Raw genomic sequence first — 13888 nt, forward strand, 5'->3', positions numbered from 1 at the left:
GCCGCCTACCGTTGCCTGAGCGCGCTTTGCCATTCGTCCAGAAACCGCCGGCGCTTTTCCGCATCCAGATAGACCAGCAGGCCCGGACCCAACTGGATGGGCCGCTTGGGGCCGGTGGAATCGCCATGCGCCTTTCCAGGCTGTTGGAACGGGTATTCGGCGGGGGGCGTTTGCGACCATGCGGCGGTGATCAGATGGTCGATGAAGGCCCCGGCAAGCTCGGGCTGTTCGGCATCCTTCAGAAGAACCGCCGAGCGCATCATCAGGTGGGTATAGTCCTCGGGCTCGATCACGACGATGCGCCCGGCCAGATCGGTGCGCGCCCGCGCATAACTGCCCAGGACGTTGTACGCCACCAGGATGTCGCCGTCGGCAACCCGCTCGATCATTTCGCCCGAACAGCAGAACAGCTTCGGGTCGAGGCTGCCGAACACCTCCATCAGGCGCCAGAAGGTTTCGGACGTGCGCGCATCCTGGGTCGCGAACAGATAGCCCAGCCCGCTTTGCGCGGCATCATAGGTTCCGATCCGGCCGCGGAACCGCTCGGGCTGGGCGCGCAGCAGCGCAATCAGATCCTGGCGGGTGCGCGGCACCTCGTCAGCGGTCAGCGCCGTCGCGGACACGATGATCGAGGCCGGTTCGAGCGAAAAGGAAAACACGCTGTCCCGCCAGCGGCCCCAGTCGGGAATCATCGCCGTCGCGGCGGAATCGTAGAGCTGCGTGTGCCCGTCATTGGCCAACTTGGTCTGCAGGTCCATGGCCGAGGACAGGGCGACATCGAACCGTTCCTCGCCCTCCAGAACGGCCTTCATCACTTCGGCGCTGTTGGCCACGACATATTCGACCGCCACGCCGTCCCGGTTCCGCAGGAAGCTTTCGATCAGCGGCGCGAGGATGTTGGTGTCGGTCGTGGATATGACGCGCAGCACCCGGCCATCCTGCGGGCCGATCCAGCTTCGTTCCTCCACCTCGAACGCCATGGCCGCCGACGCGGCCAGGACGGCCAGGGTCATCACAAAGGTAAACACAGCGTCACGCACGCGCCCGCCCCCGTCTTGCTGTTGCTGACAATCAATTCGCCGCCATGCGCCTCGGCCACTTCGCGCGCGATGGTCAGGCCAAGCCCGGACCCGATCGTGTTCCTGGCATTGGCGCCGCGGACGAACCGGCGCGTCAGGGCGTCCAAATCCTCGCCCTGGAAGCCGCCGGCCTCATCCTCGATTTCGACACGGATCGCGCCGTCGCGCATGGCGAGCCGGACCCAGACTTGGCTTTCCGGCGCCGAGTATTTGATGGCATTGTCCAGAAGGTTGCGCACGGCATTCTGGATCAGGATCGGGTCGCCCTGTATCGTGGCCGCGGACAAGCCCTGAAAATGCAAGGTGATGTCCTTGAGGTCGGCCACCGGCCGCAGCCGTTCGACGAGCTCTTCGGTCAACACCGTCAGATCGACCGCTTCCCGCTCCAGGCTTTCGGTGCGAAACGACACCATCGCGTGATCCAGCAGCTGCCCTGCGGCGCGCGAGCTTTCGTCGATGGCGCGGATCATCTCGCGCAGGCTGGCGCGGTTCTCTTCCTTCCTGACCCGCATCAGGGTGACTTCGGCCTGGGTTCTGACCGTGGCCAGAGGCGTCCGCACCCGGTGGGCGGCCTCGGCGATGAAATCCTCGGAGCGCGTCAGCGAGGTCTGCAACCGGTTGATGAAGCTGTTCAGCGACGACACCAGCGGCGCCATTTCCGATGGAACCGGCCGCGAGACCGGACGCAGATCCTTGGGACCGCGGCGCGAGATCGCCTCGGTCAGCGAGCGCAGCGGCGTGATGCTGGACTGCGCCGACCAGAAGGCGATGCCGGAGGCCAGTATGAAGAACCCGGCCCCCAGATACATCGCCGACCGGGACAGCCGCGCCAGCAATTCCGCCTGACCGGATCGGGTCTGCGCCACCGTCACCTGGACGATCACCGGCGCGCCTTCGACCGACAGACGGCGCGCAGTCGTCACCGCGCGCACGGTTTCGCCCTTGTACTCGGTGGTCTCGAACACCGGTTCCCCGGTCGCCGGCGGTGCCGCCGCCGGCAGGTCGCCATAGCCGGTCAAAACGCCCCGATCGCTGGCGATCCTGTAAAAGACCCGGTCGTCGCTCACGTTTCCCAGCATGGACAGGGCCGCATAAGGGATGTCGGCGGTCATCTGCCCCGACTGCACCGACACCGAATCGAGGATCGAGGTCGCCGAGGCCAGCAAGACCCTGTCGTGATTTTCCTCGGCCACCTTGCGCACAAAACCCAGCACCACGACGAAAAGCAACGCCGCCAGCAGCGCCGCGCTGCCGACCAGCTGCAACAGCAACCGTTTGCGGATCGAGCCGCTGAGATTGACCGACCCGCTCATTCCAACGACAACCGGTATCCGAGACCGCGCACCGTGGTGATCTGCACCTCGGAGCCGGTCAGGTGTTTGCGCAGGCGGGCCACATAGACCTCGATGGCGTTCTCCGACACGTCCTCGTCATAGGAAAACAGCCGGTCCACCAGTTGCGGTTTCGAAAAGATCTGATTGGGCGCGTTCAGAAACACTTCGAGCAGCCGCAGTTCCTTGTTGCGGAGCGACACGACCCTGTCGCCCAGCCTAACCGTGCCCGCCATCGGATCGAACAGCAGATCGCCGAACCGGCGCGCGTTCGAGCTGCCGCCGCCGCGCCGGCGCAGCACCGCGCGGCACCGGGCTTCGAGTTCGGAGAAGTCGAACGGCTTGGTCAGATAGTCGTCCGCCCCCAGATCCAGCATCCCGACCCGGTCCGACACTTCGGAGCGCGCGGTCAGGACGATGACGGGCGTTTCCTTTTGCCGGGTGCGGTGCGCCTTGAGAAAGGCGCGCCCGTCCCCGTCCGGCAGCATGATGTCCAGCAGGATCAGGTCATAGTCGGTGGTGTCGGAAAACGCCTGGGCCGTGGCGGCATCGGGGGCGTGATCCACCACATGGCCGCCGATCCGCAAACGGTCCAGCACGGCCTTTGCCAGGCTTTCGTTATCCTCGACCAGCAGAAAGCGCATATGCGACGGTCCTTTTCTGGCGGCGCGTGACAGGTTTGTGTCAGCTTGCCGTGTTCCTTTCAGTCATGAGCGGCCAGACCGCGATTTGTCAAATGGGAGGACAGAATGAAGACTTGGACCCTGACCCGCCGGGCGGCGATGGCGGCCGCGGCGGCGGCTTTGACGTTCGGGGCACCCGCATTCGCGGAAGACCCGATGGTGGACAGCATCCACTTTCTGATCCCCGGCGGCGCCGGCGGCGGCTGGGACGGCACCGCGCGCGGCACCGGCGAGGCGCTGACCGCCGCGGGGCTGGTGGGCAAGGCATCCTACGAAAACATGTCGGGCGGCGGCGGCGGCAAGGCGATCGGCTATCTGATCGAGAACGCCGCAAGCCAGCATGGCACCCTCATGGTGAACTCCACCCCGATCGTGATCCGTTCGCTGACCGGAGTCTTTCCGCAGAACTTCCGCGACCTGACGCTGGTTGCGGGAACCATCGGCGACTATGCCGCCATCGTCGTGGGCAAGGACAGCCCGATCAATTCGATGGCCGACCTTCTGGAGGCGTACAAGGCCGATCCCGGCGGAACCGCAGTCGGCGGCGGCTCGGTACCTGGCGGCATGGATCATCTGGTTGCCGCCATGGTGATGGAAGCCGCGGGCGAAGACCCGACTGCGGTCAAATACATTCCCTATGACGCGGGCGGCAAGGCGATGGCGGCCCTCTTGTCCGGCGAGATCGCCGCGCTTTCGACCGGGTTCTCCGAAGCCATCGATCTGGCCAATGCCGGCGAGGTCAAGATCATCGGCGTGACCTCGGACGAGCGCGTGGACAGCTATCCCGACGCGCCCACGATGAAAGAACAGGGAATCGACACGACCTTCATCAACTGGCGCGGGTTCTTTGCCGCGCCCGGCCTGCCGGAAGAACAGCTGGCGGCCTATCAGGCGGTTCTGGCCAAGATGTACGAGACGCCGGAATGGGAAGAGGTGCGCGCCCGCAACGGATGGGTCAACATCCACAATTCGGGCGATGATTTCCGCACCTTTCTTGAGAACCAGGAACAGGCCATCGGCGACCTGATGAAAAAGCTCGGCTTCCTCTGAAGCCGGTTGCGCCGCCCGCCGGGCGGCGCTGCATGGCCGGGCCGCGCGGGCCCGGCCCGAACGACACTCAATCAACCAGGAAGGAGGAGGCAATGGCACTCGACCGATGGCTTGCCCTGATCATCCTCATGATCTGTCTCGCCTATGGCTATGCCGCCTTTTTCACCATGGACGCGGCCCTGCCGCCCTTCATGCAGCGCAATCCGATCTGGCCCAGCACCTTCCCCAAGATCCTCTCGGTCCTGGCGATTCTGGTGTCGCTGTTCGTGCTGCTGGGGTTCGAGAAGGGCGCGGACGATCCCAAGCCGATGGACATCAACTATCGGCGGCTCACGGACTACAACCTGGGTCAGGCGCTGATGCTGCTGGCGCTGATGGTGGCTTATGCCCTGCTGCTGCGGCCCGCCGGGTTCCTTGTGGCGACGGTGGGTTTCCTGGTCCTCAGCGGTGTCGTCCTGGGAGAGCGCAAGCTGCACATTCTGATCCCCATCGCGATCCTGGCCGCCGGGGTGGTCTGGTATCTGGTGCAACAGGTGCTGGGCATCTACCTCAGCCCCTGGCCCGCATTTCTGATGAACGGAGGCTGACATGCTCGAAGGCATCATGATCGGCCTGGGAACGGCCTTTTCCCTCACCAACCTGCTCATGGTCATCGGCGGCTGCCTGATCGGCACCTTCATCGGGATGCTGCCGGGGCTCGGCCCGATGTCGATCATCGCGATCATGATTCCGGTCGCGATCTCGATCGGGGATCCTTCGGCTGCGCTGATCCTGCTGGCGGGCGTCTATTATGGCGCGATCTTCGGCGGATCGACCTCGTCCATCCTGATCAATGCCCCCGGCGTCGCCTCGACCGTCGCGACCAGTTTCGACGGCTATCCGCTGGCGCGTCAGGGCAAGGCGGGCAAGGCCTTGACCGTTGCCGCCATCGCCTCGTTTTCGGGCGGGACGATCGGCGCCATCCTGTTGATGATCTTTGCGCCGGCACTGGCCACGGTTGCGCTGCTGTTCCACTCGGCAGAATATTTCGCGCTGATGGTGGTCGGCCTGTCCGCCATCGCCGCATTCGCCGGTTCGGGCCAGGTCGGCAAGGCGCTGCTGATGACCCTGCTCGGGCTTATCATGGCCACCGTGGGCGAAGGCGCGCTGTTCAACATGCCGCGGTTCACCATGGGCATCATGGACCTGCAATCCGGTTTCGGCTTCATCACCCTGGCGATGGCCATGTTCGCCCTTCCCGAGGCGATCTATCTGGTGCTCGACCCGTCGCGGTCGCAATCGGGCGACAGCGGCGGCAAGATCACCGATCTGCGCATCACCCGGCAAGAGGCCAAGGCCATCGCGCCGGTCATCGGGCGGCAGTCGATCCAGGGCTTTCTGATCGGCGTCCTGCCCGGCGCCGGGGCCACGATCGCCTCGTTCCTCGGATATGCGGTGGAACGCAACATCGCGCCCAAGGAAGAGCAGGAGCAGTTCGGCAAGGGGTCGGTCAAGGGTCTGGCCGCGCCGGAAAGCGCCAACAACGCGGCCTGTACCGGGTCGTTCGTCCCGCTGCTGACGCTCGGCATTCCGGGATCGGGCACGACGGCGATCCTGCTGGGGGCGCTCATCGCGCTCAACGTGTCGCCCGGCCCGCGCCTGATGGTGGACCAGCCGCAGATCTTCTGGGCGGTCATCATTTCGATGTATCTGGGCAACCTGATCCTGCTGATCCTGAACCTGCCACTGATCCCCTATATCGCCAAGGTTCTGGCGGTGCCGCGCAACTATCTGATCCCGTTCATCCTCTTTTTCACGCTGATGGGGGCCTATATCGGGCAGAACAACGCGACGGAACTGCTGATCCTGGTGGGTCTGGGCATCTGCGCCACGGTCCTGCGGTTCGCCGACTATCCGCTGGCGCCGCTTCTGATCGGGTTCATCCTGGGCCGGATGCTGGAAGACAACTTTGCCCGCTCCATGCAGCTGTATGACGGGATCAGCTTTGTCCTTGAACGTCCGATGACGCTGGGCCTGCTGGCGCTGGCGGTGATCCTCGTCGTGCTGCCCAGCTACCGCGCGCGCCGCGCCCGCCTGCGCGCCGAGGGGGCAGCGGATGCGGACTGAAACGACACGCGGGAGGCCGGAGCCTTCCGCATGTCCGCGCTGCACGGGCTGAAACCCCCATGAAGACGCGCCGCCGCCTGCAGACCGCCGCAATCGCAGCGGCCGGAGTCGCGGTGTTCCTCGTGCTGGATCTGCCCCTGCCCTTTCTGCTGGGGCCGATGTTTCTGTGCCTGGCCTTTGCGCTCGGCGGCGCATCGATGGAGGGGATGGGCGTGCTCGGCACCGCCTTTCGCACGATCCTCGGAGTGGCCGCCGGCGCCTCGATCACGCCCCAGACCATCGCCAAGATTCCGGACCTTGCGCTGTCGCTGTCCTTCGTGCCGCTCTTCATCGCCGCGGCGGCCTTGCTGTCGTTTCCGCTGATGCGCCGGGTCTTCGGCTTTGACCGGATCACCAGCTACTATTGCGCCATGCCCGGCGGGTTGCAGGACTTGCTGGTGTTCGGGGAGGTGGCGGGCGGAAACCTTCGGGTACTGTCGCTGGTACACGCAACGCGCATCCTGCTGATCGTCAGCCTCGCCCCGTTCATCCTGGAATGGATCTGGCATGTCGATCTGCTGGCCCGCCCCGGACGCCCCGCCGCGGATGTGCCGCTGTCGCAGATTGCCTGGATGGTGTTTGCCGGTCTCGCGGGCTGGGGCATCGCCCACCGGCTCGGGATTTTCGGCGCCTCGATCATCGGCCCGCTGATCCTCGCCGCCATCCTGACGCTGACCGGAGTCATCGATGGCCGCCCGCCGGCAGAGCTGATCTGGGCCTGCCAGTTCTTCATCGGCATGGCCGTCGGATCGAAATACACCGGAGTCACCTGGGCCGAGCTTCGGCGGATCGTGTTTGCGGGATTGGTCAACGGCCTGCTTCTGGCCGCGGTCAGCGCGGCCTTCATCCTGTCGATCAGCGCCGCGCGGATTGCCGACCCGCTGGATGCCTTTCTGGCCTTCCTGCCCGGCGGCCAGGGCGAGATGGTTGTCCTTGCCATCATCGCCGGGGCGGATCTGGGCTATGTCGTCCTGCACCATATCCTGCGCGTCGCGCTGGTCGTCGTCTGCGCGCCGCTGGTTCTGCGCCTGGGGGCCGGAAAGCCCGGCCCCCGGTCCGGGAAATAGCCCCGCGCCTTAGCGAAACGCGCCGAACAGCCGGTCCGCGTCCCGTTGGGTGGCGGCGCGTTCGACGACGGTGTTGTTGTTGGCGTCCTTCATCTCGTAGCGGCCGTTCTGGATTTCCTCCTTCCAGCCGTCCACATAGGTGACCTCGATGTTCCGGCCTTCGATCTCGAATTCGGCCACGGTTCCTCCGCCGCGCGGGCGGCCCGAGCTGTTTCTCGGCGCCGTCGGCAGGCCGCGCGCGGTGGCCAGCATCGCCCGGTCGGCCGCCGTGGCGGGACGTTCCTCGACCGTGCGCCCGGTGGCGTCCTTGCGTTCGAAGCGGCCGTTTTCGATCTCGATCCGCGATCCGTCGGCAAAGGTCACTTCGTGGGCGTCATGGTTGGGATCATCATCGGCGCCGCGCCCCCGGCCCCGGCCGCCGCGCCGCCCGTCCTCGTCATCGTCATCGTCGCGGTCCCTGGCCCGATCCGCCCGGTCGCGATCGTCATCGCCGTCGCGGCCACGGCCGCTGTTGTCGCCTCGGTCGCCATCGTCATCGCCGCCGCGGCCGCTGTTGTCGCCGTCATCGCCATCCCCGTCATCGCCGCCGCCGGGACCGCTGTTGTCGCCGTCGTCGCCATCCCCGTCATCGCCGCCGCCGGAGCCGCTGTTGTCGCCATCGTCACCATCCCCGTCATCGCCGCCGCCGGGGCCGCTGTTGCCTCCGCTGTCGCCGTCCTTTGCATGAGCCACGGGCAGCACGAGCGTCACGAACCCGTTTGCCCCGGTCGAAATCGTGACCGGACCGGCCCCAAGGGCCACTCCCAGCGCTAGGGTGAGGGCGAGTTTCGATACCTGTTCCATCACAATCTCCTGTGTGCCTCGACCGGCGATCATCGCCGCCGTCCCGCCCAATCCAGCACAGGCAAGGCCGGGCGCAATCGGACCATCGTCAGGCGAATCCGCGAACGGGGCGCGTTTCGGACCTTTTCGGCAGCCATGCCCGACCGTCGGCGGCAAGCTCCGGCGAGTTCATCAGACTTTGGTCCGTATGGCCGCAGCCGGGATTGGCGCAGGCTGATCCGGCCGGGTCGGCGCAGCGCAACACCATCCCCGAAAACGGATACCCGATTCGGACCTCTGCTCCGGCCCGGTGCAAAGAGTTGTTTCCGAGAATCGGGAAACATGCTCTATCATTGACAGAGTTTCGAGACCCGAAAGGTGAACGACCCATGAAGAAAACCATTTCCACATTAGCACTTACGGTCATTCTCGGCGCCAGTATCGCACAGGCGCAGGATTTCACGGCCCCGGTCAAGGCACGCCAGGGCGAAATGCGGCTTCTGGCCCTGAACCTCGGCGTTCTCGGCGGCATGGCCAAGGGCGACATCGAGTACAACGCCGACCTGGCCCAGGCCGCAGCCGGCAACCTGGTGGCGGTCGCCAGCCTGAACCAGATGCCGATGTGGCCCGAAGGTTCGGATTCGGACTCGCTCGAAAACTCGGACGCCAAACCGGAAATCTGGGCGGATTTCGCCAAGTTCCAGGAGAAATGGGGCGCGCTGGCCCCCGCGGCGGCCAAGATGCAGGAAGCGGCCGGACAGGGCGCGGCGGAAATCGGCGCGGCCATGGGCGACATGGGCGGTTCGTGCAAGGGCTGCCACGACGATTTCCGCGTCCCGCAGAACTGACCCTGAATGCGTCGGGGTCTGATCTTTCTGGCCCTGATGGCCGTTGTCGCAGCGGCACTGTTTCTGTGGCTCACCCGGCCTGCGCGCGTCTCTCCCGATACTTTCGCTGTTATCGAGGGGGACGCCGAGGCGGGGCGCATGGTCTTTCTCGCTGCCGGATGCGCGTCGTGCCATCAGGCACCGGGTTCGGACGATGCGCTGACGCTTTCCGGCGGGCAGAGGTTTCCGTCGGATTTCGGCACGTTCATCGCCCCGAACATCTCGATGCATCCCGAGGCGGGCATCGGGGGCTGGACGCTTGGCGATCTCGCCAATGCGCTGCGCCATGGCACCGCGCCCGATGGCCGTCACTATTACCCGGCCTTTCCCTACACGTCCTATGCCCGGATGACCGACCGGCAGATCGCCGATCTCTGGGCCTATATGCGCACCCTGCCCCAATCCGACATCCCGAGCGCGCCGCACGAGGTGTCATTCCCCTTCTCGGTCCGCCGGGGACTGGGCCTGTGGAAGATGCTCAACCATTCACCCGACTGGGTCGTGGCCGACGCCCCCTCGCCCGAGGTCGAACGCGGCCGCGTTCTGGTCGAGGCGTTGGGTCATTGCGGCGAATGCCACACGCCGCGCGATGCGTTTGGCGGGCTGGACACCGGCGCCTGGCTGACCGGCGCGCCCAATCCGACCGGCGACGGCTCGATTCCGGGTCTGACGCCCGACAAGCTGAACTGGAGCGCGCGCGACATCGCCTATTACCTCGAAACCGGGTTCACCCCGGATTTCGACAGCGCCGGAGGGCACATGGTTGCCGTGATCCGGAACTTCGCCCAGCTCACGCCCGAGGATCGCGCGGCGGTGGCGGCCTATCTGAAATCGCTGAAATAACCGCCCCGGGCCGTCGTCAATCCTTTGCTTCCAGCACGTTGCGCACCGCGATCCCGAATACGTCCCGCAGCGGCGTCGCCGCCGCCTCGGGCCGCGTCATCAAACCCACCGGCCCCTGGGTGATGGCCGTATCAAACGGCAGCCGGACCAGCCGGCCATCGGAAAGTTCGTTGGCAACGACACCGTTGGAAATGATCCAGATCGCGTCGGACTGGCGCACGAACACCCGACCGAAGGCCCCCGACACGGTTTCCAGACGGTTCGGAATCTCGCCGATGCCGTTTGCGATCAGGAACCGCTCGACCAGCGGCCGGATCGCTGCCCCTTCGGGCGGATAGATCACCGGCCATGCGACGATGCGGCGAAGATCCGGCTCGGCAAGGATCGGATGATCCGGGCGCACGACGAACACCACCTGCTCGTTGTAGAGCTGCATGAACGAAATGCCCTGCATCGTCTCCGGCGGGCCGAGCCGCCCGATGACCAGATCCAGTTCGCCCAGCCGCAGCCGGTCCATCAGATAGCCGTGCGGCCCATCCACGATCCGCAGAATGGCTTCGGGCGCCAGTCGCGATAGCTCGTGCACCACCTTCGGCATCAGCCAGGCCGCCACGCTGGGCAGGGCCCCGACCGTCAGCCGCTCGCGTTTGCGCCGCCCTTCCCGCTCGACCCCGTCGAACCCTTGCTGAAGGCTGGCCAGCGACATCTGCGCGAAATGCAGAAAGACCTGGCCCTCGCGGGTCAACGAGACCCCGGACCGGCTGCGCGTCATGAGGGTCGCACCGGTGATCTCTTCGAGTTCCTTGAGGGTCTTGGAGATCGCCGGTTGGGTCAGGAACAGCTTTTCCGCCGCCCGCTTGAGGCTCCGTTCCCGCGCGATTTCCACGAAACACTGGATCTGGCGGAGTTTGATACGACGGTCGATCATCTTGGTTATCGTTTTTGGTAATTATAGTACCGATTATCTCATTTTACTTCTCCATTTCAACCATCCAGAATGCGTTTGGGAGGATCCATCATGCGAACACAGGTGGCCATCATCGGCGGCGGCCCTTCGGGCCTGCTCCTCAGCCAGTTGCTGCACCGCAAGGGCATCGACACGGTCGTTCTCGAACGCAAGACCCGCGACTATGTGCTCGGCCGCATCCGGGCCGGCGTTCTCGAGGTCGGGTTCGTCAGGCTGATGCACGAGGCGGGTGTGGCCAAGCGGATGGAGGATGAATGCTTCATCCACAAGGGCATCGAGATCTCCTATGGCGACGAGCGGTTCGCCATCGACTTCGAGGAACTGACCGGCAGCCATGTCGTCGTCTACGGCCAGACCGAAGTGACCCGCGACCTCTACGATGCCCGCGAGGCGATGGGCGGCAACGTCGTCTTCAACGCCGATCACGTTGAAATCCACGACGCCGACGGCGATGCCCCATACGTGACCTACGATGTCGATGGGACCGGGCATCGGATCGACTGCGATTACGTCGCGGGCTGTGACGGTTTCCACGGCGTCAGCCGCCAGACCATCCCGCTGACCATCCGCCGGGAATACGAAAAGCTCTACCCGTTCGGCTGGCTCGGTGTCCTGTCCGAAACCCCGCCGGTCAACGACGAACTGATCTATGCCAGTTCCGACCGCGGCTTTGCCCTCTGTTCCATGCGCAACGCCAATCTGAGCCGCTACTACATCCAGTGTTCGCTCAGCGACAGCCCCGAGGACTGGACCGACACGGCGTTCTGGACCGAGTTCAAGCGCCGCATTCCCGCCGACGTTGCCGACCAGCTGGTGACCGGGCCTTCCATCGAAAAGTCCATCGCGCCGCTGCGCTCGTTCGTGACCGAGCCGATGCGCTGGGGCCGGTTGTTCCTGTGCGGCGATGCGGCCCATATCGTGCCGCCCACCGGGGCCAAGGGGCTGAACACGGCGGCCAGCGACATCCACTATCTCTATCACGCGCTGGTCCAGTTCTACGAGACCGGCGAGACCGAGGGCATCGACCGCTATTCCGAAAGGGCGCTGGCGCGGATCTGGAAGGCCGAGCGGTTCAGTTGGTGGATGACCAACCTGCTGCACCGCTTCCCGCATCAGTCCGAATTCGACCTCAAGATGCAGCGGGCCGATCTGGAATTCCTGCGCGAGAACCGCGAGGCGCAATCTGTGCTTGCCCAGAACTATGTCGGTCTGCCCTACTAGACCGCAACCGAGGGAGAAATCCATGTCCGACCGTTTCGAACGGGGAATGCAGGTCCGCCGCAGGGTGCTGGGCGATGCCCATGTGGACCGTGCCGAGGCCGCCAAGACCGACCTCGACGCGCCGTTCCAGTCCCTGATCGTCGAAGGGGCCTGGGGCACTGTCTGGGCCAGCGACGGGATCAGCGACCGCGAACGCTCGATGCTGACCCTGGCGTTGCTGGCGGCGCTGGGGAATTTCGAGGAAATCCCCATGCATATCCGCGCCACCGCCCGCACCGGCGCCAGCAGGCGCGACGTTCTGGAGGCGTTTCAGCATGTCGCCATCTATGCCGGTGTGCCGCGCGCCAACCAGGCGCTGAAACTGGCCAAGGAAACCTATGCCGAAATGGACCGGGGCTGACCCGGAACACCCGCGACCCGCCAAGACAGGAGAATGCCGACATGCTGGAACCCGGCGAATTCTACCAACGTGACCGTGAATGGCACCCGCCCGCCTGTTCGCCCGACTACAAGACATCCGTGGCGCGGTCGCCCCGGCTGTCGCTGATCAGCCTGCAGAACTCGCTGAGCGAGATCACCGGGCCGGTCTTTGGCCATGACGACATCGACCCGATCGACAAGGATCTGCTGTCGAATTATGCCCGGCCCGGCGAAAGCCCCATCGGCGAGCGGATCATCCTGCACGGCCGCGTCCTGGACGAAAACGCGCGCCCGGTGCCGAACACGCTGGTCGAGATCTGGCAGGCCAATGCCGGCGGACGGTACCGGCACAAGAAGGACACCTATCTCGCCCCGATCGACCCGAACTTCGGCGGCTGCGGACGGACCCTGACCGACGAGAACGGCTATTACTACTTCCGCACCGTCAAGCCCGGCGCCTATCCGTGGCGCAACTGGGTCAACAACTGGCGGCCCGCCCATATCCATATGTCGGTCTTCGGCACCGCTTTTGCGCAGCGGCTCATCACCCAGTGCTATTTCGAGGGCGACCCGCTGATCGGCAAGTGCCCCATCGTCAACACGATCCCCGATCCAGAGGCGCGCGACCGGCTGGTGGCGCCGCTGGACCTGAACGCCACGATTCCGCTCGACACCATCGCGTACAAGTTCGACGTGGTGCTGCGCGGGCGCCGCTCGACCCTGTTCGAAAACCGTCTGGAGGGGAACTGATGCCGCAGGAACTGAACTACCTCAAGGAAACCCCGTCCCAGACCGCCGGACCTTACGTCCATATCGGGCTCGCCCCCGGAGCGGCGGGATTTGACATTTACGTTCAGGAGCTTGGATGGGACATCGCCGGCCCCAATGCGGCAGGTGAACGGATCCGCGTCGAGGGCCTCGTGATCGACGGCACCGGCAGCCCGGTCAAGGACGTGATGCTCGAGGCGTGGCAGGCCAATGCCCGGGGTGTCTACGCCCATCCCGAAAACGCCGGTCAGGTCGAGGACGGGTTTCGCGGCTGGGGCCGCGTCATCACCGATTTCGAGACCGGCGAATGGGGGTTCGACACGATCAAGCCGGGTCCGGTTCCCGGCCGCTCCGGCACCCTCATGGCCCCGCATATCAATCTCTGGATCGTGGCGCGCGGCATCAATGTGGGCCTGAACACGCGCCTCTATTTCAGCGACGAGGCCGACGCCAACGCCGCCGATCCGGTGATCAACCTGATCGAATGGGAGAACCGTCGGCAGACCCTAATCGCGCAGCGCGGCGAGCGCGAGGGGCAGGTCGTCTACCGCTTCGACATCCGGCTTCAGGGTGATAATGAGACCGTGTTCTTCGACATCTGACCG

Annotated in this window: 15 protein-coding genes; 10 read left to right on the top strand and 5 right to left on the bottom strand. The window is 65.3% G+C overall.

The window, feature by feature from the left end; all coding sequences use genetic code 11:
- Positions 1 to 5: 5 nt before the first annotated feature.
- From AC2FNJ_RS05030 to AC2FNJ_RS05040, 3 genes are read right to left on the bottom strand one after another with little or no spacing between them, the layout of a single operon-like run.
- Positions 6 to 1040 carry an ABC transporter substrate-binding protein gene (locus tag AC2FNJ_RS05030; protein WP_496762944.1) on the bottom strand — a complete coding sequence of 345 codons (1035 nt, stop codon included), beginning with the start codon at positions 1038 to 1040 and terminating at the stop codon, positions 6 to 8.
- Complete coding sequence (locus tag AC2FNJ_RS05035; RefSeq protein WP_496762946.1) at positions 1013 to 2392, bottom strand: sensor histidine kinase N-terminal domain-containing protein; 1380 nt, start codon at positions 2390 to 2392, stop codon at positions 1013 to 1015. The genes AC2FNJ_RS05030 and AC2FNJ_RS05035 overlap by 28 nt, the downstream gene beginning before the upstream one ends.
- The gene (locus AC2FNJ_RS05040; protein ID WP_496762947.1) at positions 2389 to 3054 is read right to left on the bottom strand and encodes a response regulator transcription factor; all 666 of its coding nucleotides are present in this window, start codon (positions 3052 to 3054) and stop codon (positions 2389 to 2391) included. Before AC2FNJ_RS05040 ends, AC2FNJ_RS05035 begins: the two co-directional genes overlap by 4 nt.
- A 105-nt stretch (positions 3055 to 3159) precedes the next feature.
- Here AC2FNJ_RS05040 and AC2FNJ_RS05045 point away from each other — a divergent pair, with 105 nt between their 5' ends.
- From AC2FNJ_RS05045 to AC2FNJ_RS05060, 4 genes are all read left to right on the top strand, one after another.
- Positions 3160 to 4143: a tripartite tricarboxylate transporter substrate binding protein gene (locus tag AC2FNJ_RS05045; protein ID WP_496762948.1), complete on the top strand. Its 984-nt coding sequence runs from the start codon at positions 3160 to 3162 to the stop codon at positions 4141 to 4143.
- A gap of 92 nt (positions 4144 to 4235) precedes the next feature.
- Positions 4236 to 4730: a tripartite tricarboxylate transporter TctB family protein gene (locus AC2FNJ_RS05050; protein ID WP_496762950.1), complete on the top strand. Its 495-nt coding sequence runs from the start codon at positions 4236 to 4238 to the stop codon at positions 4728 to 4730.
- Position 4731: 1 nt separating this feature from the next.
- Positions 4732 to 6249 (top strand): tripartite tricarboxylate transporter permease, encoded by a 1518-nt coding sequence (locus AC2FNJ_RS05055; protein ID WP_496762952.1) that lies wholly within the window; start codon positions 4732 to 4734, stop codon positions 6247 to 6249.
- A gap of 59 nt (positions 6250 to 6308) precedes the next feature.
- On the top strand, positions 6309 to 7355 hold the full coding sequence (locus AC2FNJ_RS05060; protein WP_496762954.1) for an AbrB family transcriptional regulator: 1047 nt from the start codon (positions 6309 to 6311) through the stop codon (positions 7353 to 7355).
- A 9-nt stretch (positions 7356 to 7364) separates the two neighbouring features.
- Here the strand turns inward: AC2FNJ_RS05060 and AC2FNJ_RS05065 are convergent, their stop codons facing one another.
- Positions 7365 to 8198 carry a hypothetical protein gene (locus AC2FNJ_RS05065; protein WP_496762956.1) on the bottom strand — a complete coding sequence of 278 codons (834 nt, stop codon included), beginning with the start codon at positions 8196 to 8198 and terminating at the stop codon, positions 7365 to 7367.
- Between the two features lie 368 nt (positions 8199 to 8566).
- Between AC2FNJ_RS05065 and AC2FNJ_RS05070 the strand changes: the two genes are divergently transcribed.
- The gene (locus tag AC2FNJ_RS05070; protein ID WP_496762958.1) at positions 8567 to 9025 is read left to right on the top strand and encodes a c-type cytochrome; all 459 of its coding nucleotides are present in this window, start codon (positions 8567 to 8569) and stop codon (positions 9023 to 9025) included.
- Positions 9026 to 9031: 6 nt separating this feature from the next.
- Positions 9032 to 9907, top strand: coding sequence for a c-type cytochrome (locus AC2FNJ_RS05075; RefSeq protein WP_496762960.1), 876 nt, complete (start codon positions 9032 to 9034; stop codon positions 9905 to 9907).
- Positions 9908 to 9923: 16 nt separating this feature from the next.
- Here AC2FNJ_RS05075 and pcaQ read toward each other — a convergent pair whose 3' ends face one another.
- Positions 9924 to 10835 (bottom strand): pca operon transcription factor PcaQ, encoded by a 912-nt coding sequence (gene pcaQ / locus AC2FNJ_RS05080; protein WP_496762962.1) that lies wholly within the window; start codon positions 10833 to 10835, stop codon positions 9924 to 9926.
- Positions 10836 to 10925: 90 nt separating this feature from the next.
- Here pcaQ and pobA point away from each other — a divergent pair, with 90 nt between their 5' ends.
- The 4 genes from pobA to pcaG are packed head-to-tail and all read left to right on the top strand — an operon-like array spanning position 10926 to position 13885.
- Positions 10926 to 12095: a 4-hydroxybenzoate 3-monooxygenase gene (gene pobA, locus AC2FNJ_RS05085; protein ID WP_496762963.1), complete on the top strand. Its 1170-nt coding sequence runs from the start codon at positions 10926 to 10928 to the stop codon at positions 12093 to 12095.
- Between the two features lie 22 nt (positions 12096 to 12117).
- Positions 12118 to 12495 (top strand): 4-carboxymuconolactone decarboxylase, encoded by a 378-nt coding sequence (pcaC, locus tag AC2FNJ_RS05090; RefSeq protein WP_496762965.1) that lies wholly within the window; start codon positions 12118 to 12120, stop codon positions 12493 to 12495.
- Positions 12496 to 12536: 41 nt separating this feature from the next.
- A complete protein-coding gene (gene pcaH / locus AC2FNJ_RS05095; RefSeq protein ID WP_496762967.1) occupies positions 12537 to 13265 on the top strand; it encodes a protocatechuate 3,4-dioxygenase subunit beta in 729 nt (242 codons plus the stop codon).
- On the top strand, positions 13265 to 13885 hold the full coding sequence (pcaG, locus tag AC2FNJ_RS05100; protein WP_496762968.1) for a protocatechuate 3,4-dioxygenase subunit alpha: 621 nt from the start codon (positions 13265 to 13267) through the stop codon (positions 13883 to 13885). Before pcaH ends, pcaG begins: the two co-directional genes overlap by 1 nt.
- Positions 13886 to 13888: the final 3 nt, after the last annotated feature.

It is taken from the genome of Ruegeria sp. BHSB196 (assembly GCF_059613135.1).